This is a genomic window from Salicibibacter cibi (assembly GCF_016495865.1).
Classification (GTDB): Bacteria; Bacillota; Bacilli; order Bacillales; family Marinococcaceae; genus Salicibibacter; species Salicibibacter cibi.
On the sequence record NZ_CP054706.1, the window covers coordinates 1,090,927 to 1,114,275 of the forward strand.

Consider the following 23,349-nt stretch of genomic DNA (forward strand, 5'->3'; position numbering starts at 1 on the left):
AAATCGAATCAAGGTTCTACCGGGATAACCGTTGATCTAGATATTTGGCTGCTGGTGCCAACAAACGAATAAAATGAAAAGGAAATCTGTCGCAAGCAGGTGATGAAAGCTCTGGTTTTTAGTGAACAATGCCTTCTTCATTTTCCGTGAAAAACAAGCGAAAATCTGTTACGATAGTCTTCGGAAAAAGAATCATGTTTCGGAGGGACCCGTTATGGATGGTCAAAAAAATTATCGCGTTTTGCTATACTATAAATATGTATCGATGCCGGATTACGAAGAATACGCAGAAGCGCATCTGCAATATTGTAAGGACATGGGGTTGCGCGGACGAATCATCGTCGCCCCCGAAGGGTTGAACGGAACGGTTTCCGGAACGGTCGAACAAACCGACGCCTATATGGAATATGTCAAATCCGATCCGAGATTTAGCGATATGGGCTTTAAAATCGATGAGGCTGATGAACATGCTTTCAAAAAAATGTTCGTCCGTTCGAAGCAAGAAATTGTTACGTGGCGTCTTGACGAGGATGTGAACCCGAATGACATCGGCGGGGAATATTTAACACCGCAGGAGTTCCACGACGCGCTTCAAGAAGAAGAAACAGTCGTTCTTGACGGACGCAATGATTACGAATACGAAATCGGCCATTTTCGCAATGCTATCAAGCCGGAAGTAAACACGTCCCGTGAATTCCCGGAGTGGATTGATGAAAATATTGATCAATTGAAGGGGAAAAAAGTGCTCACCTATTGCACCGGTGGCATTCGCTGTGAAAAACTGACGGGGATTCTCAAGCAAAAGGGCATTAACGACGTCTATCAACTGCATGGAGGAATCGTCAATTACAGCCGGGACGAGGAAGTGAAAGGTCATTTATTTGATGGCAAATGCTATGTATTTGATGAGCGTATCTCCGTTAAAGCCAATTATACCGATGAAGATGTCGTCATTGCCAACTGCCATCATTGTGGTGAAACAGAGGATCGCTATATCAATTGTTCCAACCCTGAATGCAATCTCCAATATGTCTGTTGCACCGACTGTGAGGAAAAACACCAAGCCGCTTGTTGCGAAGAATGTCGTGTTCACCCGCGTAACCGCTGGCCGGAAATAAAGACAACGTATGCCGCATCAGCTGAATAATAAGGAGAGGGATCGATGGAAACGTTGGAAGCGATACGAACGAGAAGAAGCAACGGAAAAGTTTATCCCGATCAACCGGTGGACAAGGCACTGATCGAAACCATATTGGAAGCGGGAACGTGGGCACCAAATCATCATCATACGGAACCATGGAAATTTTTTGTCCAGCAAGGGGAAGGACGCCGCCCGCTCGGGAAAACATTGCGAAAAATAGCGATGGAAGAAATGGGCGGACAAGAAGAGCCGTTAGGCGATAAGGAAGCACAGAAGTTGGCAAAAAAAGAGGCAAAACCTTTTCGCGCCCCCGTTGTCATCACCGTCGTCGTAGAACCGGCAACAAAAGATAAGGTTATTGATATCGAAGAATATGCAGCAACCCATGCCGCCGCACAAAACATGTTGCTCGCCGCCCATTCCCTTGGTCTAGGAGCTATTTGGCGCAGCGGAGCACCTGCCTATCATCCGGAGATGCGCCGCTTGTACAACGTATCCGAACGAGGGGGCGTCGTAGGTTTTATTTATCTTGGCTGGCCGGCTTCGACCAAAAAGAAAGAACAGCAACGCCAAGACATTGAGGAAAAAACGACATGGATAAACGAAGATATGGGATAGCGCCGTTGCATGAGTGCAACGGTTATTTTTATCCTATCCCCTGTAATGACGGTGGATTTGAGTGACGTAATCATCTGCCAAAGGCGTGGATTCATCATAGTCGGGAGCACTCTCTACAATATCGCGATCGGCAAACCGAGTGTAGGCATGCTCCTCCACCGGAACGAATTCCCGGAACCATTCCACGGGAACGAGATATTTATTTTTAGCGAGCAAACCGGCAGTATCCACCTCCATAAAACATACTTGCCAGTTGTTCGTATCAAAAACGACATCAGAGACGGTTCCTATTTTGTCCTCGGTCGCGTAGACCGAATACCCTCGCAAATCCTTCGTGCTTTGCAAGTAAAAGTCTTCCTCATTCACCTTTTTCTGTTGTTCGCGTTTAATTGCCTTTTTTACCATATCCGAACTGACGCCTGCTTCCGTATTTTCGCCCAAAGTCGCGCCGGGCGTGAACGGGGAGACAGGGCCGCCCCCAGGGAGCATCGGTGCCGGCCCCGGGCCGTAATTGGGCGCTGCCCAGTAATAGCCTAATCCGTAGTGATCGAGGATCGAGGCTTCATACGCCCGGGAAATCGGTTCATGTTCCTTCGGTTGCGGACTATCCTTGACTTGATCTTTCGTCGCTTCGAAATACACTTCTTGAGCTTCAATATCCAAACGATTAACAAGCTCGGGGCTCAGCAAAACTTTTCCGCCGATGAACCAAGGTCGTGTATCGGCCACAAGAAAACGGACTTTCCATTCACCGGCTGAATCAAAATAAACATCCGTTACTGATCCAAACGTTTCGTCCGCTGCTGATAAGGAAAACGATTGAAAGTCGTGAGTACGGATCAGCATGAAAGAACCTCCTTTTGAATAACTTTTCTAGTACCATGTTTCCGTTATGGAGTTTTTTAAACCGGGAGTTTGACTTTCCGGCGATAAAATTATATAATTAAAAACTGTTTGGTTTTATAATATACTCGTAAGTTATAATATATAAAGTAGTGATCGGATTGAAAGAGCAGATTATGGAAAACGCATTGCAAAGCTTTGCGATTGATGGTTATTATTCCACATCTATGCAGCAGATTGCTGAAAGTTGCGGTATTTCCAAAGCCTCATTGTACAAATATTTTTCTTCAAAAGAAGCGCTATTGCTGAAATCTTTGGAGTATAACCTTGACCAATGGTTGACGAAAACGACAAATATCAATCTTACGCAAACGTTAGCTCCGAAAGATGAACTGCAGGAAAAAATTGTTCTTGAACTGGAAGCGATGAAAAATAATCGCTCTCTCGTCCATTCCCTCATGCGCGCTGTCCCCATCACAAAAAATGCAGAAATGATGCAGATGTTAAAACGAACGAGAGTCGCGTTAATGAATTGGCATCGTGACAGCCTTATAAACGCGTATGGAGAGAAGAAATTGCGTCCTTTTCTTTGGGATTGGGTCGCGCTCTTTCAGGGAACAATGAGAGAGTATGTTGTACTCATGGGGGATGAGCATAAGGCATTGCCTATTCGTGATGTGGCAGCTTTAATCATTTCACATCTTGATGTGTTGATTGAGTCAAAGCCCACTGTAAATCCGGTTTTAACATCAGACGTGATGCACGATTACGAAATGTATCAAAAAGATATGAAACCGGCGAGTGTCCAAGTAGAGATTGATGAAGTTTGCTATATTATTCGGGAAAAAGTAAAAAATAAAGCAGATACCGATCAACAGTCCGATGTGGACCGTGCATTGGAGGCACTGTATCAAGAAACGGAGACCGGGCATCCGCGCACCTATTTGTTGGATGCACTGACGCTTTACTTGCAGCAATGGGCACCGATTGAAAACGAGCGAAAAAAACTTTATGACTTACTGGAGTTGCGAAATCGAGAAACCAAGTGAATATCAACGAACGATAAAAGAAGGTATATAGAATGACGACTAACTCAAATGCATCAGAAACGAAAAATGTAAAAATAATCGCAGCCATATTGTTAACAGGTGCATTCATGGCAATCCTAAACCAAACGTTGCTTGCCACTGCCTTGCCGCATATTATGAGCGACTTCGGCATATCCGCTGATTTAGGCCAATGGGTTAATTCTGTTTTTATGCTCGTGAACGGGGTGATGATCCCCATCACTGCTTTTCTCATAGAAAAGTTTACGACTCGTCGCCTGTTTTTTATCGCAATGGGTTTGTTTGCGTTAGGAACGTTACTATGCGCACTTTCGCCTACGTATGCTTTTCTTATTGGCGGGCGGATCATCCAAGCCGCAGGTGCCGGAATTATGATGCCACTCATGCAGACAGTTCTTCTCTTGGTGTTTCCGATTGAACGCAGAGGTTTTGCCATGGGGATGGTCGGTTTGGTTATTGCATTTGCCCCGGCAATTGGACCGACGTTATCCGGATACCTTATAGAAGACTTTCATTGGTCGATTTTATTTTGGATCATCTTTCCGTTAGCTTTACTTGACATGATTGTTGCTTATTGGGCGCTGAAAAATGTGTCATTTTCCCGTGATCCAAAGTTGGACATTTTGTCAGTGTTGCTATCGACTCTAGGCTTTGGCGGATTGCTCTACGGGTTCAGTTTTGCGGGAACCTATGGTTGGACCGATGTGCATGTGATCCTTCCCATGATTATTGGCCTTATCACGCTGGGTCTTTTTGTATGGCGCCAACTGATTCTTCCGCAACCAATTCTCGAGGTACGTGTTTTCAAATACGGGGTTTTCACGATTGCAACGGTAATTGGCATGATTGTCTTTATGTCTATGATTGGCTCGCAAACGATTTTGCCGATTTATATGCAGGATATGAATGATTTTACAGCCCTTGAAACCGGGTTGATGCTTTTGCCGGGGGCTGTGGTGATGGGCTTAATGTCGCCGATTACCGGTAGGATTTTTGATAAGTTTGGCGCGCGAAAGTTAGCGATCTTGGGTTTGTTCACCGTTTCCGTGACGACATTTATGTTTACCCAATTAACCGCTGATACATCCTTTGTTTATTTGGCCATTGTCAATACGTTTCGGATGTTCGGCATGGCTTTCGTCATGATGCCGGTCACAACGGCGGCGATTAATTCGTTGCCAAATGTATTGATCCCGCATGGAACAGCGATGAACAATACCGTGCGCCAGGTAGCGGGATCAATCGGAACAGCTGCACTCGTGACGGTCATGTCGTCGATGGCATTGGCACCGGAACAAGCGCCCAATATGAATGAAGCAATGGTGCACGGAGTGAATATGGCGTTTTGGTTGGCGACGGTTCTCACGTTTATCGGCTTTATCCTTTCTTTCTTTGTTCCGAAAGGCAAAGGGGCGCCTCCGGATACGATTAATGAACCTAAAGCAATGAATCCTGATGAAAAAAAATGAAACGGGGACACAAGCAAGGGTGGCTGAAGCGGGGCATTCAAGCTCTAAACGCTCAGCTCCTTGCTGTTTTTCTTTTTAAACCATGAAAAAACCAAAAGCAAGAAAGGGATAGGTGCAAAAATGAGCGCGTTTGTATACAGCATCGTGAAATACTCGATGCGAAGATGGTTATTCGCGATGTAGAGGGTCAATCCACCGGCGAGCAACCCTAATGCCCAAAATACTCCTCGCCTGACCCAACGATTCTGCCCTTGATAAAAAGCAATGAATTGATCGTAACCGAGGAGAAAAAAGAGCGAACTTCTGATGTAACAACCAAAGGACATCAGAATTAAACCGTAGATGTCAAAGCGGTCAATAAATCCCAATGTGAGGATGCGCACGGTTTCCAGAGCAGGGTAGTTGAAGCTGTCCGTTTGTCCCATGCCAAAAACCATGACTGTTCCTGTCATGGTGGAGAGCATCGTAAAAAAAATACCAAAGCCTCCGATGATCCAAAATCTTAAAAAATGTTCCCGATGAATCGTTTGCAATGGAAGAAAAAGCAAAAAGATGAGCTCTGCCCACACGCTAATCAATGCGACTGCTCCCCAAATGACGGGAGCAAACCCGAATTCCAATAGCGGCAAGATATGGTTAAATTCTTTTTCAGATACGTCGATAAATGAGATGGAATGTCCGGTGAAAAGGGCGAACACACCGATAAACAAGGCTGTATAAGCAATCACTTTGACTCCTTTACTAGCTGCATAAAGACAGAACAAAAGAAAAAAAATAGCCAACGCCCATACCGGGGTTTCCGGAAAAAAAGAAATGTTAACCATGTCTGTGATCGCTGCTGCTGAAAAAGCACTTAAAAACAGAAAATAAAAAGCGATCACAATGAGGAGTGTTTTTCCAAAAAAGCGGCCCAGAAGATGGTGGATGATGCCATGAACATCACGATCAGGATACTTATGACGCAGCCGGTAGATGGCTATAATCAACCCTAGACCAACAGGAAAGGAAAAGAGAGTTGCGATCCAACTGTCACGACCGGCGATGTCATAGATCAAAGGCAAAATTTGTACATGGCCCATGATCGGTACGGTTGTAAGTATTAGAAACAACGTTTCCCAACGATTCAACATGGCCTCTGCTCCTCAACTAATCTTTGTGATCCCAAAAGAAGAATGGAATCAATTCTGGTTTCTTCTCGCCATCATCCTGATCGATTAACCCCTCGTGATCAATGGAGGTTTCGATCATTAGATTGACGTCGGCGTTTGAAAAGACGTCCTCCCAATCATCTTTGATTGCATGCCACTCTTGCGGGTATTTTTGGTGAACGAGGACGCCGAAATCAAGAATGTCTGTTTTTAATTCCTTTTGTAATTTTTTTAATCCCATTTGCATGTATGTCCGAATATTTTCCGTTAGTGCTTCTTCCATCTCCTGGATAGTTTGTTCGTTTACGATCATGTCATTTGGCACCTCAGCCAACGTTCCTGCTATTTCCATGTCTATATCGACGGTTAATTGTTCACCGTTTAAGGAAGGTTCGATCGAGACTTTTTCATCCTGCACTTCCATCGATACTTTATCTCCGGATGTTAATTCTGCTGTGATGCTTCCTTTCTCTGCTTCGTCGCGTAAATAAAGCAACCCTTTCGTTTCCGCCACATTCAAGGTCCCCACCATTTTCTCCTCGTTAATCACTGCTGTACCGGACAGCTCGGCAATCGTTTCTTCATTTTCGCTATTTATTTGAACCATAGGAGCAAAAGTGGCCGGAACAGGAGCGTTTAACATTTCAAATACCGTTTTCAAGTCCATCGGTTTAAACTCACCCGTAAACTCGGTTCCCTCCATACTGTCGGCCATTTCAATCGAAGTCAGGTCGCCGCTTATCGTGGACGTCTCCAAAATGTCTTTCGGATCGTCGGTTGTGATCAAAAGCAGACTATTCAAACGTGGCATTTGATCTCTTTTCAATATATCGATCGGCGTGGTGAGGTTATCAACGGCCAATGATTCACCGAGCACGATCATGTTGGTATGAGTGAAAATAAGACGTCGCTTCTCTTGACGAATCATACTGCGAACCGCATCGAAAAGGGTTTCCCGTTCCATGGAAAGCACGATTCCCTCATGAACGGATTCTTCAGCTGTGACTTCACCGGAGGATTGCAAGATTTCAACACTCAATTCATACCCATCGTCCGTTTTGTCAAGTCCACTTCCGAACACCATTGCCACTTCATCCAAATCACTCCCGCTCCAACAGCCGGCAGCGGCCATTAACAATGATAGACAAAGGCAAATCATTGCGATTTTCTTCAAGGACGATCCCCCTTATCATCGATCGGCAGTCGTTTGATTTTTTCCTTCTTTTCATGGGGAATGCTTTGCGGTCGTTTTCTTCGCCATTGGATCGGTAAACGGATGAAGGTATCTCCCCAATCACGAAAATGAAAAGGTGCCAACGGGGACATATAGCCGACTCCGAAAGACTGAAGCGTAAACATGTGGGTGAGTAGCCCCAGTAAGCTAAGGAGGAGCCCGTACGCACCGAATAAACCTGCCGGGAGCAACAAGGCCAATCTCAATATGCCCATAACGTCGGCCACGCGGGTGATGGCAAAGGAAGCGAGCACGGAAACCGCAACAACGATAATGGTAGGGGCTCCCACTAATCCAGCTGTGACCGAAACTTCCCCCACAATTAGTGCGCCCACAATGCTGACGGCTTGTCCGATCGGTTGAGGCATACGAATGCCTGCTTCCCGTACGATTTCAAATAAAATGATCATAATAAATATTTCCATCCCGACAGGGAAAGGAACGACTTCTCTCGAAGCGCTCATTCCGCTAATCATTTCGGAGGGAATGATCTCTTTATGAAAATTAACAGCCGCGATGAAGCTTGCCGGCAAAGTGATGCTAATGAGAAAACCACCGATCCGCAAAAGCCGTACAAACGATGCATAATAAGGCCGTGAGCTGTAGTCTTCGACGCCGTGAAAAGCTTCCATAAAAAGATTTGGAGCGACCAGCGTTATCGGATCACCGTCAACAAAGATAGCAAAATGGCCGTCCAGTAATTGCATCGCTGTTCTGTCCGGCCGTTCCGAGTTGGCGATGGTCGGAAATATCGTATAAGGATGATCTTCAATCATCTGCTCCAGATGTCCGGCATTGTTCACGCTGTCTACATCAATGTTTTGTAAACGTTTGTTGACCTCAGCAATGATTCCCGGTTTGACGATCCCATTTATATAAGTGATAGCCACTTTTGTCTGCGACAGCGTTCCAAGCTGCAACATATGCACCCTTAAGGCGGGATGTTGAATGTGACGCCGGAGCAAGGCAAGGTTGTCTTCAATTGATTCGATAAACCCGATATGAGGCCCCTTAACAGATGTTTCCGTGTACGGCTCTTCGAGGCTGCGTTTTTCAAAACCGGATACATTCATTAACAGTCCCGTCGAAGCCCCGTCAATCATTAAAAGTGCTTGGTGGTGTAATACCTCATCAATGCAACGGTTAAGGTCGGTTTCTTCTTTGCTCTCGCTGACATTGATGCGATTTTTAATCGTTGTCATGGATGATTCATCGTTTAACGTGAACGCATTAGATGCTTTGATCGGTTCAAGAATATACCGACTGACGGAATGATCATCGATGAAAGCGTCGATGTAGACGAGTAGTGCTTCTATGTATTCATTTTCGTTGAGGGGAAACTGAAAGGGATGGATATTCACATCAGAGCTTTCTCCGAATTGTTCGTTAATGTATGTTGCATTTTCTTTCATATCGTTTGATAGAGGGAAAAATTGTTCATAGCTTGTGATTGTCGGTGTAGGTGGCCATCCGTTGTTTCGTTTTTGGAAACGCTTTTTAAGGAGCTTTAGCATGATTTTCACTCTTTTCCAGCGAAACTTTGCATAAACGTTATTGTCTCACTGTCCCAACATTATATTCTTCCCTCGGGGAGCGAAATTTCAATAGTCTCGGCAATTGTCACGATCGAGATAAAAAAAAGCCATAATATAAAACGTTCCCCTTGAGCTACCAAGGGGAACGTTTGGATTAATGCAACGTATGATATTTGCTACGATAATATACGAGCGGTTCTTCATTCACTTCATTTTTCGTTTGTATATCCTTGACCTCACCGATAAAGATCGTATGATCTCCTGCTTTTACTTCTTGAACGACGTCACAGGCAAGGTGGCAGAGTGCGTCGGGAACGATGGGCAAGGAATGGAAGGTAGTGAAAGCAAATTGCTCTTTTCCCGGCAATTGTTTTGCAAACGTTTTCGATATCTCCGCTTGAGCTGTATCTAAAATGCTCACTGCATATTTTTTTGCGTTTAAGATTTTTTCGTACATATCCGTTTTATGATCGACAGAGACAGCTACCAGTTTTGGGTTCATGGAGACGGACATAAACGCATTGGCCGTCATTCCATGTGGCTTGCCATCATGCTCCGTTGAAAGAATGGTAACGCCCGTCGAAAACTTCCCCATTGCCTGCCGAAATTGTAAATCATCCATGAATGTCGTCACTCCTCCGTTCTGGCTGCTAAAAAAAGGCAGGTTTAGACCATGCCTCTATGGAGAAACCTTATAATAAAATATGAAATGTACACCTGAGCAGTGTATTGTGAAAATCAAATCCTTCATAAAACATCATAACAGCCGTTTTGTAAGATTGCCAGTAAAGGGTTTCAGGTCAACTTCAAAGTGGAAAACAGAATAGAAAAGCGTCTATGCGACCAAAAAAGTGCTCGAGCAATGGAACGTCCGCAAGAAGCGGAGATGCACCCAAGGGCTCGAGCAATGAATTTAGTCAACTGGCTTTTTTCTTGCATAAAAATGTTCGGTCAAGTACACTGAATACATAGAAAGAACATATGTGCGCAAATCGGCAAGAGGATCTCTCATTTAGTTGTTTTTCGATGTTTCGTCATCGTCAGGGGAAGGTCTCCATTTTTGCTTTAAACGGCGGTATTTTTCTAATTCTTCTTCCAAATATGCTCTTTCGTCAACACTTATGTTGCGGTCTTCATAAAAAGCTTCTAATGATTGTCCGGGGGCACTTTGGTTATAAGGGTATCTCGTCTTTTTTGTACGCCCGAGCAAATAATCGGCAGACACGTCAAGCAAATCGGCAAGTGCATTAACGGTATCGAGTGACGGTTGTTTCGTACCCCTTTCATAAGCCGTATAGGTTGTTCGTGCTACTCCGATCTGCTCAGCGACGTATTGTTGTGTCCAATTTTCCTCTTTTTCTTTTTTTGACTCGCGCGTATATTTAAGACGCTCGCAAAAATCGTCCATGCATCATTCCCCATTTATCCCGTGGTAAGCGCCCGCTTTTCCGGAAGTCAGACATCGGAAGCCGGGAATCGGAAGCCCCTGAAAAAGCCTTTTCCGACCTCTGGTCTTTAAAATCAGACTTCTGAAGTAGCGGACGACTAACACTCCGATTTGTTCAACGTGGTGATCACATGCCATCTATTATAACGGGCAGCATTTACTCAGAAGAAAAAAAGTTCCTAAAAGGATCAAATAAAAATTATTGATCCTTGAAGGAACATTTATATTGTGGGAAAATTATTGTACGATGGGAAAGAACGTTTTGGAGAACTGTTGCGAACGAATAGAAGGAAGTGATCGATAAACATGCATTGGGAAGAAATAGAACAAAAGAGAAAACAAGCGAACGAAGATTTTTTATCTGGGAAAATCCCTTTAATTCCATCTGCGCACGATCCGTTAAGCGCACAGGCGGTGGAAGATAAAGAATTTCCAATGGCATATCTCTCAGCCGACGATGTATCAAAATTATATGGATACGCCTCTTCTTATATATTAAACGCGACGGAGATGATTGCCAGTGTGCGGAGCATTACGCAAGTAAGCGCTTTGGCATTGCTCGTGCAATTGCCTCTAGACGCTCGCTCCTGCCAGCAGATTATTAGGCAAGTGTATGAATTGCGTCAGTTAGGTATCCGGATGATTCAAATCGATGATGAAAAAAACCCTTCATCTCAAGAATTGACCCAAATCATCGTTCAGGTGAACCATTATTTTCCGGAAGTGAAAATTGTTATGGCTATTCGTGCAAATGCGTCGATCACCGGCATCGAAGCAGCGGTAACCAAAGCAAACAAATTACTGCACGCGGGCGCAGATTTTATCTTGTTTCAGGGGTTGTACACAGAGGGAGAATATTTATACACTTCTCAATATACGAATGGACCATTGCTTGCCCTGTTGAACAAAAACAATAATCAAGATCTATCTTACTCAGCACTGCAAAACATGGGCTATTACGCTACAGTTTTACAGGAAGGACATATCCATCGAGTGAAGAAAATCTATGCCGAGGCCTATAAAGATACCTGAAAAATAAATCCGGAGGTAACTTGAAGAAGGAGGGGGACCATGCGGAGCTTAACCGTTGCCGCTGTTCAGATGGATTGCATTCCCGGAGATAAAACGCATAATCTCACAATTGCTGAAGGGCTCATTCAAGATGCGGTTGATGCCGGCGCGGAACTGATCGTTCTACCGGAATTATTCACGACCGGCTATCATGTGGAAAAGAAAGATTTAGCTTTGGCGGAGACTGTTCCCGGGGAAGCGACAAAGCGGTTAGCGGATATTTCCGCTCGGCACAACGTCGCTCTTATCGGCGGAATGATTGAATCCGGAGATCTAAGTGGTTTGATATACAATACAGCCATCGTGATCGAGAATGGTAAAATCAAGAGCAACTACCAAAAACGTTATCTTTGGCAAGAGGAACAGCTGCGTTTTGGGAAAGGAAAAGGAACCGAAGGCCTGCTTTCCGTAAAAAATTCGTATTGCGGAATACAAATTTGCTACGAAGTAGGTTTCCCCGAATTGACAAGAGCTTGGGTAAATAAAGGCGCAGAATTATTATTGGTGCCTTCCGCGTTTAGCGAACAACGAGCGCACGTGTGGGATATAACGACAAGATCAAGAGCGTTGGAGAATGGCATGTTCGTGGTTGCGGCAAATCGGACTGGCACAGATGCCCATACATTTGCAGGGCGGTCACGGATCGTATCCCCGCAAGGCAAATTGATAAAAGAAGCCAGCTCTGACCAAGATGAAGCGATTGTCACAACCATCGATTTCAATGAAGTAGCCGAACAAAGGCATGCTTTGCCGTATTTAAGAGATTTAAACCAGTAAAAAGCAGGATTCCGTTGATCCTGCTTTTTACTCATTTCCATCCACGATCTCGTAGCCATCGCTTGTATAGATGTCGTAATAGGTCATGACTTCTTCTACGTATATTTCCGAGCGGTTATACATATATAAGGCATTTTCCAGGTCGCTCCCATCATCGACGCCATTGGCAGCTAAAAAATTAGCGGTGGAAAAGATGGCATCTCTTTCATCCCATGGATCGGCGGTACCGTTCCCTGTTGCATCTACTCCATATCCACCATTCATCTCAATCGTGTCAGGATTTGTGAGCTCTGCACTGGGTATCTCTCCAGCTCCTACATCATCACAAGAGTGATGGCCCCACCCGTGCCAAGTACAAGGCATGAATTGCATATGTCCTTCTGCTCCGACGGGGGAAACCATTGGATCCATTGTTGAAAATTTTGTTTCGATACGATGAATAGCCGGCAACACCTGCCAAGGAATTTCGTACTCTTCGGCGGCAGCCTGATAAATAGGAAGATATTGTTCAGGTATTTCATCATTGCTGTAACCGGAAATTCCTCCGTCTAAAAACCGATCGATTTGTTGTTCGTTGAATGTCTGGGCAATCATAAAAATACCGACCGCGAGAAAAAAGAGGGCACAAATCGATCCGATGCTGACAAAATATTTGCGGGATATGCTTCTTTTTTTCTTTTTCGTTGTTCCCATCCGGTATGCTCCCCCGTTTAAAAATATATAGCCCGTACACTTCTGTTTTGTTTAGTCATACCAGACTTCAAAAGATGCTATTATTTTCGTCGAAGCCGTTTTTATCTATTTATGTCAGTTTAACATGAGCACTGATTTTGCAGCTAGGCATCATCAATGTGTCATGAATTGGTCACCTGCTGATCTACCGTGAAATAGTCTAGCCTTATGAATTTTACCATATTGTTTGATTGAATGGGGCAGTTTTCTCGGTATGAGAAAAAACTTATCGAGAATTGCTGTTGTCCAAGACCCGCCGAGCGGTTTGTCCATTTAAAGAGAAGCCACTCTGAAAAAGAGTGGCTTCTCTTTATTCCTGTGTCGGTCGTTCACAAACAGCGTTGATTAATAGGTCGAGCTTTTTTTCCATTCGATGCAGCAAGTAGAAAGCAACGACAGCTGCAAATCCATGGTTAAAAAGCAGTGACATCCATTCTTCCATGAATGTGAAACTCCTTTTTAAGTAGGCAAGAAAGTATAAATCAACTTTCTTACCTACATAAGTTGGGCGCAGGCTTTCACCATAAAAGCTTGGCGAAAAGCCAAGTTTTCTAAATCGACTGGACAATCAGCTACCGATCTCCTTAAGCCTCGTACATTTGCTCTACTGAACGCGAGACTAACCTTGCGTCGACTTTTTCAACCAGAAGACCGCCGGAGGTGAAAAATACACTGTGATCAAGGATTTGATCCATCACTTCCTCCAGTTGAGATGATTCAAGCTCCTCCGCAGGGTTGTTCACAGATATTGTCGCCATTCGTCCTTCTTCATTACGAAATCGCATTTGCAATTCTACGGTCATGCTCTACACTCCTTTCTCTTTCATTAATTGTCTTCCACTGGTAACAGGCTGTAGTCGTTTCTGCGTGTGGCTCCGCTTAATTCAGCGGCGGACAATGAAGCGATGGCGGAGGCAATCATTTGAATATCCTCGTCGCTTGCGTCAACATTGATGTTGTTAAAGCGTCGGCTGTAAATGACAGGCTCTCCGAATTCATCCACCCCATCCTCAAAAACTAGTTGTAAACTCGTTGTTTCCGGATTCATGTGCTCACCTCCCTTCACTTTCCATATCGAAGCGGCGATTAAAAAAAGGGGGATTTATGATTAATGATTTCCAACTTCGCGCATATAGGTGTAAAATGGTACTGAAATGAGGCGTTTGTAAAGCCCGGGAGAGCCTAACGGGCTGTTATAGTCGCCTAAATATCTAGGTGGAGGCTTGGAATGAAAGCAACACAAATACCTGCGAATGAACGAATTCATACACTTGATATTATTCGGGGAATTGCGGTTTTTGGCATTTTGATTGCAAACATATACGCGTTTAAAACGCTGGCTTTTATCGATTTGCGTCCGTACATTGAGGGAGGGGCGATACCGGAGGGGACACTAAGTCCATTTGCTGACATCTTTAATACAATCTTTATTGAGGGTAAATTTTACCCGATGTTTTCATTGCTATTTGGACTTGGCTTTTACATTTTTTATACCCGTTTGATTGAGAAGGATTACAACGCTGATCGAATGTTTGTCCGTAGGCTCGTTTTTTTGTTGATCATCGGTTTGTTTCATCTGGTGTTTCTATGGTCAGGAGATATTTTACATACCTACGCCCTTGCCGGCTTTTTACTTTTGCTTTTTATCCATCGCCAGTCAAAAACAATCATGGTTTGGATTGTTGTATTGCTTGGGGCAACTTCTATTTTTATGTTGCTTTTGACGAGCTTGAGCGGTGTAGGTTTACAATTCAAAGTGGAGAGTGGAATGGGGTCCTTTGCTGCATTCGAAAGCAGCGTAGATTCGGGCGAGGCTGTGATGGCTAACGGAACGTACGGCGACATTTTGCAGTACCGATTTCTAAATGAAGTCATTCCCGTTCTTATGCAAGCGATAGTTAACGTAATCGCTGTGTTGCCCCTCTTCCTCATTGGACTTTATATGGGGAAAAAAAGAATGTTTCACGATCTTGAAAATAATCTTAAAAAATGGAAAAAACTTTGTGTGCACAGTTTTTGGAGCGGGACTTTATTAACGGCGCTCATGGCCGCCTTGCATTATGATTTGCCTCCGCTTCCTTCCTATTTTACATTCGGAATGTCCGAAGGAGTGAATTATGCCGCCGGTCCGCTGCTCATGCTTTTCTACGTTTCGGCCCTCGTGCTTATATTACGCTCTAAGGGATGGAGAAAGCTGTTGATGCCGTTTGCGGCGGTAGGAAGAATGGCATTGACCAACTATTTATTGCAAAGCCTCATGGCAATCTTTATTTTTTATGGATTTGGGTTAGGGATGTTTGGGCAAATATCGAGCGGCATTGGAATGGCAATGGCTGTTATCATCTTTACGGCACAGCTTATTGTCAGCAACCTTTATTTGCAAACGTTCAAACAAGGACCGATGGAAGCGCTGTGGCGAAAATGGACGTACAAGCACTAAGTGAGAAAGGAGCTTGGCCATTTGGCTAAGCTCCGGTATTTGCACTATCAGAAAATATAGATTTATGGATGATAGTATAAGAAAAACTAAGGCTTCCGCCATTAAGACGTGGCGAGAAGCCACGTTTTTCTAACGTTAACTTGTTTTTTTTCGTTTGCGGATCGGATCAAAGCTCAAGTGAAATTCAGGTGAACTATGATGGCCATGGAATTTGCGCCGTGCTGCCTTTAATTCTGCCTCGAGCGCGGCAAATATTTTGTCCAAATGCTCATCTGTATACTCATAATTGTTCTTATTGGATAAATTCCCGATGAGTCGGATTTTTTTTACGGTTTCCTCCGTACGCCGTTTTGCAATTCTTTCAAATTTGGTTAGCTTGTCTTCCATGAAAATAGCTCCTTTCAACTCTTTTTATTCATTCTATAAAACACATCCGTAGAAAAAAATTAAAATTTGTAATAAATAATAGGAAATTTTAGTGCTTTTTTGTCGAATAGTGAGTGGAGGGCAGATCCTAAAACGCAAAGATACTGATAATTGCCTGATTTTTTATAGCGAATATTGCGGCGGATTTTTGGATAGATTAAAAAAATTATAATCGTTTGCTGTAACTGGGGAACTTGATAAAACCCTTGTTTGTTTTGCAACGCCGAGACACTAGCACATCCTGCATCGCGAATCGGGGTGTTAGTTGCCCGCTTTTTCGGGAGTCAGACATCGGAAGCCGGAAATCAGAAGACCCTGAAAAAAGCTGACGCTGACCACCGGGATAAAAAAAGACGGCGACGGATGCGCTGCCGTCTTTTTGGATTGATAAGTGCAACGAAGGCTTTCGCCATAAAAGCTTGGCGAAAAGGCAAGTTTTCTAACGTTATAGATAATCGGAAATGTCCCGAAGGTTTGCTTGGGTAGAGATATCTTCAGATAGTAACGGAAGAAATATTTTCCTTTGTTTTTTAAATTGCTCATGAATCATTTGAATATATTGCTGCTCTTGTTGTTTTCGTTTTTGAAAAAAAACGGAGGCATCGGCCTCGTCGGGCAGGCATTTATTGACGATTAACGTATTCACGTTCATTTTCGCTTGAGCAAGCTGTCCGACCGCCCGCAACGTCTCTTCAATCGGGAGCCGTTCAGGCGTTAGGACGTACACGAAACCCGTGGTCTTTTTGTCTAACAGCCATTTTCTTGCTTCCACAAATTTTTGCTTCCGCTGCATCAACGTTTGATAAATAGGGTCTTCCACAGGATCGCCATCATTCAATAGTTGGCTGTAATTTTCATTCACCGTACGTCTTCGTTTTAACATGCCATCGATCCAGGCTTCCATCATCTCCGGCAAAGAAAGCAGCCGCAGTGTATGCCCGGTGGGCGCTGTGTCAAAAACAATTAGGTCAAATTGGCCGGTTTGTTCGAGGATGATGTTCACAAGTGCGTCGAAAAGTGCGGACTCATCAGCCCCCGGTGTATTGGCGGCCATATCGATTTGCCTGTGCACTTCACTTACGCGATGGGCATGGACGAGCCCCTGTAAATTTTCCTTGACTCCTTCGATGTATCGTTTCGATTCTTCCTCTGCGTCAATTTCCAATCCATATAAATTGGTTTGCAACCGCGAAATGGTGTTTCCAATGCTTACGGCAAACAAATCTTCAAGGTTATGGGCGGGATCGGTGGAAACGAGCAGTACTTTTTTGCCGTTTTGGGCGGCGGAAAGGGCAAAGGCAGCGGAGCAGGTTGATTTGCCCACCCCGCCTTTTCCGCCGAAAAAGACAACCGAATGGTTTTGCATATACGGCCTCCTTATTGGTCATCCTCTAGCTTTTCGCCTCTTTCATTTTTAAATAGGACATAGGCTTCCAAGATAATCCACATGGCAAATACGAGCACGATGGATCCAAGAACGACGAGCAGCCAATCGCCCCACCATTCCGTACTAATTTGAGTGATTAAAGCAAAAACCGTCATTACAATGAGAAAGACCATTGGTATAAACGAGATGAGATAGTTTCTTCCTTGTCGGATCAACCATATCGAAATGAGCATCAGGACGATGCCGGCGAGTAACTGGTTGGTCGTGCCGAAAAGCGGCCATAAAATATAACCGCCACCTCCCAGCCCTCTTTCCTCTTCAGGAAGGAGGACAAGTATGAAACTTGCACCAACGGCGATGGATGTTGCCACGTGTTTTTTCGTCAGCGTGACAGCCTTGTACTCACGGCCAAGCTCAGAGATAATGTAGCGCATTAAGCGCGTGCCGGTGTCCATGGTTGTCGCCGCGAAGCTTACGACAATAACGGCTGCTATCGTCTGGGCGATTGCCTCGGGGACGAACAAGCCGGTGGCAAGTTGGGCGGCGCCTTCGATAAAATTGCCGAGCCCTTCCTCGTTCGCAACGTTAAAACTAGGGTAAGCCGCTAAAAAGTCATCTGTCGTGGCAAACAAGGTTCCAACGGCAATGATCGATATAAGCGCGACTATGCCTTCCCCTACAGCGCCCCCATAACCGACAAGACGGGCGTCCGTTTCCTTATTCAATTGCTTGGATGAGGTACCCGAAGCCACAAGCGAGTGGAAACCGGATACGGCACCGCAGGCAATCGTAATAAAGAGAAGCGGGAGCCAGGAAACATCATCCACGGAACGTGTAGTCGGAGCCGTTACTTCCGGGTTTAAAAACAGCAGACCGATTAAAAAGATGGTCAAACCGACAAACGTTTGATGCGCGTTAATGTAATCTCGAGGCTGCAGCAATTTCCACACGGGAAGTGTAGAAGCCACGTAGACATACGCGAACAAAATGAGCAGCCAGATCAAAAAGGACATGGTCACTGCATCCAAACCGAAAGCGACGGTGGCACCTTCTCCGCCGAGATACTGCACGAGGTCGATTTGCAGAGCCGGTATGTAAGTGGAGAGGACAGCTGTTCCATACATAACAACCAAGGCAATGATGGATGGAAGAAGCATTCCTTTTCCCCGGCGCAGAAAGTAAATCCCGATAATCACAGCAAGAGGAATTTGAATTAACACAGAAAGAACACTGGTCGGATAAGTGATGAACAAATTGGCAATCACCCACCCAAAGACGGCGACGACCATAACCAAAAGCAGCAGTATGATAAATAAAAAGAGCAACTTTGCCCGTCGCCCGATTAAGCGGTTGGCTAATGTGCCGATGGATCGGCCTTTATTTCGTGCCGAAATGACAAGTGCGCCAAAATCATGGACGCCGGCGGCGAAAACGGTTCCGAGAATGACCCATAGAAAGGCGGGCAGCCATCCCCAATAAACTGCTATGGCTGGTCCCATAATTGGCGCAGCTCCTGCAATGGACGTAAAATGATGCGCCCAAAGGACGCTTTTTTTCGTAGGGACAAAGTCAACACCGTCATTATATTGATGAGCGGGTGTTTGAAAATTTGGATCCAAACGGTAAATACGTCTCGCGATATATTTGGAATAAAAACGATACCCAAGGGCAAGAACGATCACACCGAGGATCGCAAGCAAGATTCCCGACATTGATGACCACATCCTACTCTACCAAAAATATTGAAAGCGTTTCATCGTCTATTTTAGGAGGCAGACATTTTTTTTGCAAATGACAAAAACTACATTAGGGAATGCTGAACAACTTGCAGCTATCAGCTGAAGCCGGGATGCCGCTTCCATGGCTTCGCTTTCCGCGGACGAACGGTCAAGCCTCCTCGCGCAACACCGGCGCTGCGGGGGCTTGACGCGTCCGTTTTTCCGCTGGAGTCTCGCCATTGCAGCACCGTCCCTCCGTACGTTGCCAGAAGTGCAAGGGTATTTTGCTTATAGGATGGATTTCCTTGCATCTAACTTTGACAACAGCAACGGAAAATACTTAAGTGCCAGTCTTTTTCTGTTATTCAGCAGTCCCTACATTAAAAAAGAAGCAAGCGTAAAACTTGCTTCTTAGCAACAACGAATACCGTCCAATGGGGACTTCTCCATGCCCATTCGCAAATGCCAATCATGAAATTCTTCAATCATTTCCGGATATAATTCCAGTGTATAATAGGAAACAGGATTCGGAAGACCGAGCATTTCGGAAAAAGAGAGCAAGTAAAAAATATCATTTTCGTCCCGAAGCTCCCGTTTAATCTCGGCGCGATGCGGCAACCGAAGCACTTCATCATAAAACGCCAGCGCACGTGATAACTGATCCTTCAAACCCAATGATGACCCTCCATTTCACTGTCTTTTTCACATTGTAGCAGATGAAGCCACAATGACGAAATAATCAGGTGACACGAGGATTGGGGGGGGATTGAAGGTACCATTAAAAAGAAGAACCTATCAATGCATCATACCGTAAGGGGTTCAATGTACCCCGAAACGGCAAATAATGTTGAAGCGATGAAAGAGCAATTCACTGCTCATCATCTTCAAGCCCTTGCGTTTTATCATTTTTAAAAAGCAGGTAGGCTTCCAAACAAATCCAGATGGCAAAGATGAGGATGATGGCTCCCAAAGCGAAAAGAAGTATATTCGCATCAGCCGCATACCATGCCCATTCGGTGAAGACTTGAGAGATCATCGCCCATAGGGTCATGAAGAGCAAGAAAACCATAGGAATGAACGTAACCAGATAGTTCCGGCCTTGCCTGCGAAGCCAAATGGTAATGAGCAATAGTGCGATGCCGGCAAGTAGTTGATTGGATGTTCCAAACAATGGCCAGAGAAGATAACCTCCGGCGCCAAACCCTCTTTCGTCTCCCGGCAGGAGCACGAGTGCCATGCTTGAGCTGACGGCGATGGCTGTTGCGACATGTTTCTTCGTTAGTGCGAAAGCTTTGTATTCACGGCCGATCTCAGCAATAATGTAGCGCATTAAGCGAACGGCGGTGTCCAGTGTTGTGGCCGCAAAACTAATGACGATGACCGCGACGATCGTTTGAGCCATTGCTTCCGGAATGAAGAGGCCAGCAGCGAGATTGGCGGCACCTTCAATGAACATGTTCAATCCAATTTCATTGGCCACATTGAAACTTGAAAACGTGGACAGAAACTCTTCTTGCGTCGAAAACAATGTGACAACGGCGACGATCGAAAGGAGAGCGAGCACTCCTTCGCCAATTGTGCCCCCATAACCAACCGGACGGGCATCGGTTTCCCTGTCTAGCTGTTTCGATGTCGTGCCGGATGAGACGAGCGAGTGAAAGCCGGATATAGCTCCGCAAGCTATGGTTATAAAGAGTAGCGGGAACCAGGAAACATCATCGACGGAACGAGTGGCCGGTGCTGCCACATCCGGGTTGGTAATCAACAGTCCCAGGTATAAAACGGCAAGCCCCAGAATGAGTTGGTGCGCGTTAATATAATCACGCGGCTGCAATAATTTCCATACGGGCAACGTAGAAGCGAAGTAAACGTAAACCATCAGGATGGAGATCCAAATGAAAAACGCCACCGAGACGGCATCGAGACCAAAGGCAACCGTTGCATCTTCACCGCCGAAGTAACCGACAAGATCGATTTGCAAGGCAGGAATACCGCTTGAAATCATGGCTGTTCCATACATGATAATTAAGGCGATGATGGATGGGAGCAGCAATCCCTTTCCTCGCCGAAGAAAGTATATGCCAATCATAACGGCTAGCGGAATTTGAATGAAGATCGATAATACACTGGCCGGAAATGTGATGAACAAGTTGGCAATTACCCAGGCGAACACGGCATTAACCATCAACACGAGAATGAGAATAATAAACAAAAACAGCAATTTCGCACGCCTGCCGATTAAACGCTCGGCAAGTGTGCCGATCGACCGTCCTTTATTCCTCACAGACATCACGAGGGCGCCAAAATCATGAACGCCGGCAGCGAAGACGGTTCCAAGCACGACCCAGATGAAAGCGGGCAGCCACCCCCAATAAACCGCTATGGCCGGCCCCATGATTGGTGCGGCTCCGGCAATCGAGGTGAAATGATGCGCCCAGACAACGCTTTTTTTCGTCGGAACAAAATCGACGCCATCGTTGAACTGGTGAGCAGGAGTGACAAAATCGGGATCGAGACGATAAATTTTTTTGGCAACAAACTTGGAGTAGTAGAAGTATCCCAGTGCAAATATGATGAGTCCAATGGCAGCTACTCCTATTCCCGACATACATCTTTCACATCCTTTATGAATATTTAGGGAATGCTGAACAACTTGCAGCTATCAGCTGCAGCCGGGATGCCGCTTCCATGGCTTCGCTTTCCGCGGACGAACGGTCAAGCCTCCTCGCGCAAAACCGGCGCTGCGGGGGCTTGACGCGTCCGTTTTTCCGCTGGAGTCTCGCCATTGCAGCACCATCCCTCCGTACGTTGCCAGAAGTGCAAGGGTTTTTTTGCTTATAGGATGGATTTCCTTGCATCCAGCTTTGACAACACCAACGGAAAATGCTTATGTGCCAGTCTTTTTCCGTTATTCAGCAGTCCCTATTTATGAAATCGTTTTCCATATTTCATGATATGGACGGTCGATTAGAAAAATACCAGAAAATAAAAAAGAGTGTTGTAGGGGAACATTGGTAAAAGATAGTAAACGAACAGATTGGTGGTCAACTCGCTTTGCAAAGGCTGTAACGTTTTGTTGCTGCCCCCATAGCTCCTTGTTTTGATAAAACATTATTTTTATAATGTTATAAGGTTAAAAAAATTCGGTGATTACTTGTATGAGCTGTTGCAATAGGTACTTAAACGTGTTACCGTATTAATGTGAAAGTGATAAACGACCTGTGAACCACAGGCCTCTGCTCGATCAAAAGATCCAACAGGGTTTATCGTATAATCACTTCAGAATTTTAGTTTAAGGAGGCCTTTGTACGAGATGAAAGGCACAGTAAAATGGTTTAACGCAGAAAAAGGGTTTGGGTTTATCGAACGGGAGGATGGAGATGACGTATTCGTTCATTTTTCCGCGATCCAGGCTGAAGGGTTCAAAACGTTGGATGACGGTGAAACGGTAGAATTTGAAATTGTTGAAGGCGATCGTGGCCCGCAAGCGGCTAACGTTGTACGTCAATAGAGAATCATAGGAATAGCGATTCCGTGCATACATCAATCACGGGATCGCTTTTTTTAGCAGGTAAGAACGTATAAATCAGCTTTCTACCTGCATAAGTTGGACGAAGGCTTTCACCATAAAAGCTTGGCGAAAGGCCAAGTTTTCTAAAAATCGTTGTTTCCATTCCCGCTTTGGTTTTGGGAGAGGAGTTATCATGTTTAAAGTAACTTTGGGCGAAAACCTGTACTTACATCTTATTGAGGTTCAACATACACAGGAATTATATTCTACGGTTCACGCGTCACGTGGCCATCTTAGGCGATGGTTGCCGTGGGTCGATGCCATGAAGACTGTGTCGGATTATCAACCTGTTATTCATGCGTGGCTCCAACAATATGCGGATGGCAGGGGGTTTCAGGCGGGGATTAAGAAAGACGGCGTGCTTGTCGGCGTTATCGGTTTACATGATATCGATTGGATGAACCGAAAGACATCACTGGGTTATTGGCTTTCCGAGGCGTATACAGGACAAGGCATTATGACAAAAGCTGCACAAGCGGTATTGGCGATCGTATTTAACGATTATCAATTAAACCGTGTGCAAATCCAATGTGGAGTGACGAATTATGAAAGCCAGGCGGTCCCAAAAAGGCTCGGCTTCCGTTTTGAAGGAGTCGTTCGTGATGGGGAATGGCTCTATGACCACTATCATGACCTCGTACAATACAGTTTATTGCGGGAAGAATGGATACGGTATATGAGAGGTGAGAAGGTGAGGGGCGGGATGTGAGAAGTGCTACAGCAAG

At 45.0% G+C, this 23,349-nt stretch carries 26 protein-coding genes; 9 read left to right on the forward strand and 17 right to left on the reverse strand.

All coding sequences use genetic code 11. The features are described 5' to 3' along the window. Window positions 1–214: 214 nt before the first annotated feature. A complete protein-coding gene (trhO, locus tag HUG20_RS05460; RefSeq protein ID WP_200088943.1) occupies window positions 215–1,147 on the forward strand; it encodes an oxygen-dependent tRNA uridine(34) hydroxylase TrhO in 933 nt (310 codons plus the stop codon). A gap of 15 nt (window positions 1,148–1,162) precedes the next feature. Then, window positions 1,163–1,759 (forward strand): nitroreductase family protein, encoded by a 597-nt coding sequence (locus tag HUG20_RS05465; RefSeq protein WP_200088945.1) that lies wholly within the window; start codon window positions 1,163–1,165, stop codon window positions 1,757–1,759. Window positions 1,760–1,792: 33 nt separating this feature from the next. Here HUG20_RS05465 and HUG20_RS05470 read toward each other — a convergent pair whose 3' ends face one another. Beyond that, window positions 1,793–2,605, reverse strand: coding sequence for a PRC-barrel domain-containing protein (locus tag HUG20_RS05470; protein ID WP_200088947.1), 813 nt, complete (start codon window positions 2,603–2,605; stop codon window positions 1,793–1,795). Between the two features lie 158 nt (window positions 2,606–2,763). Here HUG20_RS05470 and HUG20_RS05475 point away from each other — a divergent pair, with 158 nt between their 5' ends. Continuing rightward, a complete protein-coding gene (locus tag HUG20_RS05475) occupies window positions 2,764–3,651 on the forward strand; it encodes a TetR/AcrR family transcriptional regulator (protein WP_200088949.1) in 888 nt (295 codons plus the stop codon). 32 nt (window positions 3,652–3,683) lie between these two features. Continuing rightward, window positions 3,684–5,138, forward strand: coding sequence for an MDR family MFS transporter (locus HUG20_RS05480; RefSeq protein WP_200088951.1), 1,455 nt, complete (start codon window positions 3,684–3,686; stop codon window positions 5,136–5,138). 44 nt (window positions 5,139–5,182) lie between these two features. Here the strand turns inward: HUG20_RS05480 and HUG20_RS05485 are convergent, their stop codons facing one another. The 5 genes from HUG20_RS05485 to HUG20_RS05505 all read right to left on the reverse strand — a co-directional run bounded on the left by HUG20_RS05485 (window position 5,183) and on the right by HUG20_RS05505 (window position 10,463). After that, window positions 5,183–6,268: a GerAB/ArcD/ProY family transporter gene (locus tag HUG20_RS05485; RefSeq protein WP_200088953.1), complete on the reverse strand. Its 1,086-nt coding sequence runs from the start codon at window positions 6,266–6,268 to the stop codon at window positions 5,183–5,185. A 16-nt stretch (window positions 6,269–6,284) separates the two neighbouring features. After that, window positions 6,285–7,460: a Ger(x)C family spore germination protein gene (locus HUG20_RS05490; RefSeq protein WP_200088955.1), complete on the reverse strand. Its 1,176-nt coding sequence runs from the start codon at window positions 7,458–7,460 to the stop codon at window positions 6,285–6,287. Then, window positions 7,457–9,034: a spore germination protein gene (locus HUG20_RS05495; RefSeq protein WP_200088957.1), complete on the reverse strand. Its 1,578-nt coding sequence runs from the start codon at window positions 9,032–9,034 to the stop codon at window positions 7,457–7,459. Before HUG20_RS05495 ends, HUG20_RS05490 begins: the two co-directional genes overlap by 4 nt. A gap of 175 nt (window positions 9,035–9,209) precedes the next feature. Continuing rightward, window positions 9,210–9,677 carry a flavin reductase family protein gene (locus HUG20_RS05500; RefSeq protein WP_200088959.1) on the reverse strand — a complete coding sequence of 156 codons (468 nt, stop codon included), beginning with the start codon at window positions 9,675–9,677 and terminating at the stop codon, window positions 9,210–9,212. Between the two features lie 390 nt (window positions 9,678–10,067). Next, complete coding sequence (locus tag HUG20_RS05505; protein ID WP_200088961.1) at window positions 10,068–10,463, reverse strand: helix-turn-helix domain-containing protein; 396 nt, start codon at window positions 10,461–10,463, stop codon at window positions 10,068–10,070. A 345-nt stretch (window positions 10,464–10,808) separates the two neighbouring features. Here HUG20_RS05505 and HUG20_RS05510 point away from each other — a divergent pair, with 345 nt between their 5' ends. Together HUG20_RS05510 and HUG20_RS05515 are read left to right on the forward strand one after the other, a co-directional pair. Continuing rightward, complete coding sequence (locus tag HUG20_RS05510) at window positions 10,809–11,534, forward strand: isocitrate lyase/phosphoenolpyruvate mutase family protein (RefSeq protein ID WP_200088963.1); 726 nt, start codon at window positions 10,809–10,811, stop codon at window positions 11,532–11,534. Between the two features lie 39 nt (window positions 11,535–11,573). Then, a complete protein-coding gene (locus HUG20_RS05515) occupies window positions 11,574–12,350 on the forward strand; it encodes a carbon-nitrogen hydrolase family protein (RefSeq protein WP_200088965.1) in 777 nt (258 codons plus the stop codon). 27 nt (window positions 12,351–12,377) lie between these two features. Here the strand turns inward: HUG20_RS05515 and HUG20_RS05520 are convergent, their stop codons facing one another. From HUG20_RS05520 to HUG20_RS05535, 4 genes are all read right to left on the reverse strand, one after another. Then, complete coding sequence (locus HUG20_RS05520; RefSeq protein ID WP_200088967.1) at window positions 12,378–13,043, reverse strand: lytic transglycosylase domain-containing protein; 666 nt, start codon at window positions 13,041–13,043, stop codon at window positions 12,378–12,380. Window positions 13,044–13,392: 349 nt separating this feature from the next. Beyond that, on the reverse strand, window positions 13,393–13,524 hold the full coding sequence (locus tag HUG20_RS05525) for a YvrJ family protein (RefSeq protein WP_200088969.1): 132 nt from the start codon (window positions 13,522–13,524) through the stop codon (window positions 13,393–13,395). 142 nt (window positions 13,525–13,666) lie between these two features. Beyond that, entirely contained in the window at window positions 13,667–13,885 is a 219-nt protein-coding gene (locus tag HUG20_RS05530) for a DUF2922 domain-containing protein (RefSeq protein WP_200088971.1), read from the reverse strand. A 23-nt stretch (window positions 13,886–13,908) separates the two neighbouring features. Beyond that, on the reverse strand, window positions 13,909–14,130 hold the full coding sequence (locus HUG20_RS05535; protein ID WP_200088973.1) for a DUF1659 domain-containing protein: 222 nt from the start codon (window positions 14,128–14,130) through the stop codon (window positions 13,909–13,911). Between the two features lie 180 nt (window positions 14,131–14,310). Between HUG20_RS05535 and HUG20_RS05540 the strand changes: the two genes are divergently transcribed. Continuing rightward, complete coding sequence (locus HUG20_RS05540) at window positions 14,311–15,522, forward strand: DUF418 domain-containing protein (RefSeq protein ID WP_200088975.1); 1,212 nt, start codon at window positions 14,311–14,313, stop codon at window positions 15,520–15,522. A gap of 135 nt (window positions 15,523–15,657) precedes the next feature. Here the strand turns inward: HUG20_RS05540 and HUG20_RS05545 are convergent, their stop codons facing one another. From HUG20_RS05545 to HUG20_RS19390, 7 genes are all read right to left on the reverse strand, one after another. Then, window positions 15,658–15,909, reverse strand: coding sequence for a hypothetical protein (locus tag HUG20_RS05545; RefSeq protein ID WP_200088977.1), 252 nt, complete (start codon window positions 15,907–15,909; stop codon window positions 15,658–15,660). Window positions 15,910–16,393: 484 nt separating this feature from the next. Next, window positions 16,394–17,314, reverse strand: coding sequence for an ArsA family ATPase (locus tag HUG20_RS05550; RefSeq protein WP_200088979.1), 921 nt, complete (start codon window positions 17,312–17,314; stop codon window positions 16,394–16,396). A gap of 11 nt (window positions 17,315–17,325) precedes the next feature. Beyond that, entirely contained in the window at window positions 17,326–19,047 is a 1,722-nt protein-coding gene (locus tag HUG20_RS05555) for a carbon starvation CstA family protein (protein WP_200088981.1), read from the reverse strand. A 122-nt stretch (window positions 19,048–19,169) separates the two neighbouring features. Beyond that, on the reverse strand, window positions 19,170–19,364 hold the full coding sequence (locus HUG20_RS05560) for a hypothetical protein (protein WP_200088983.1): 195 nt from the start codon (window positions 19,362–19,364) through the stop codon (window positions 19,170–19,172). 100 nt (window positions 19,365–19,464) lie between these two features. Beyond that, a complete protein-coding gene (locus HUG20_RS05565; RefSeq protein ID WP_200088985.1) occupies window positions 19,465–19,728 on the reverse strand; it encodes a cory-CC-star protein in 264 nt (87 codons plus the stop codon). Window positions 19,729–19,921: 193 nt separating this feature from the next. Further along, on the reverse strand, window positions 19,922–21,661 hold the full coding sequence (locus tag HUG20_RS05570) for a carbon starvation CstA family protein (protein ID WP_200088987.1): 1,740 nt from the start codon (window positions 21,659–21,661) through the stop codon (window positions 19,922–19,924). 54 nt (window positions 21,662–21,715) lie between these two features. Then, a complete protein-coding gene (locus HUG20_RS19390; RefSeq protein WP_281392515.1) occupies window positions 21,716–21,847 on the reverse strand; it encodes a hypothetical protein in 132 nt (43 codons plus the stop codon). A gap of 519 nt (window positions 21,848–22,366) precedes the next feature. On the opposite strand from HUG20_RS19390, the gene HUG20_RS05575 reads away from it, so the two are divergent. After that, window positions 22,367–22,564 (forward strand): cold shock domain-containing protein, encoded by a 198-nt coding sequence (locus HUG20_RS05575; protein ID WP_200088989.1) that lies wholly within the window; start codon window positions 22,367–22,369, stop codon window positions 22,562–22,564. A gap of 193 nt (window positions 22,565–22,757) precedes the next feature. Continuing rightward, a complete protein-coding gene (locus HUG20_RS05580) occupies window positions 22,758–23,333 on the forward strand; it encodes a GNAT family N-acetyltransferase (protein ID WP_200088991.1) in 576 nt (191 codons plus the stop codon). The last annotated feature ends 16 nt before the right edge of the window (window positions 23,334–23,349 follow it).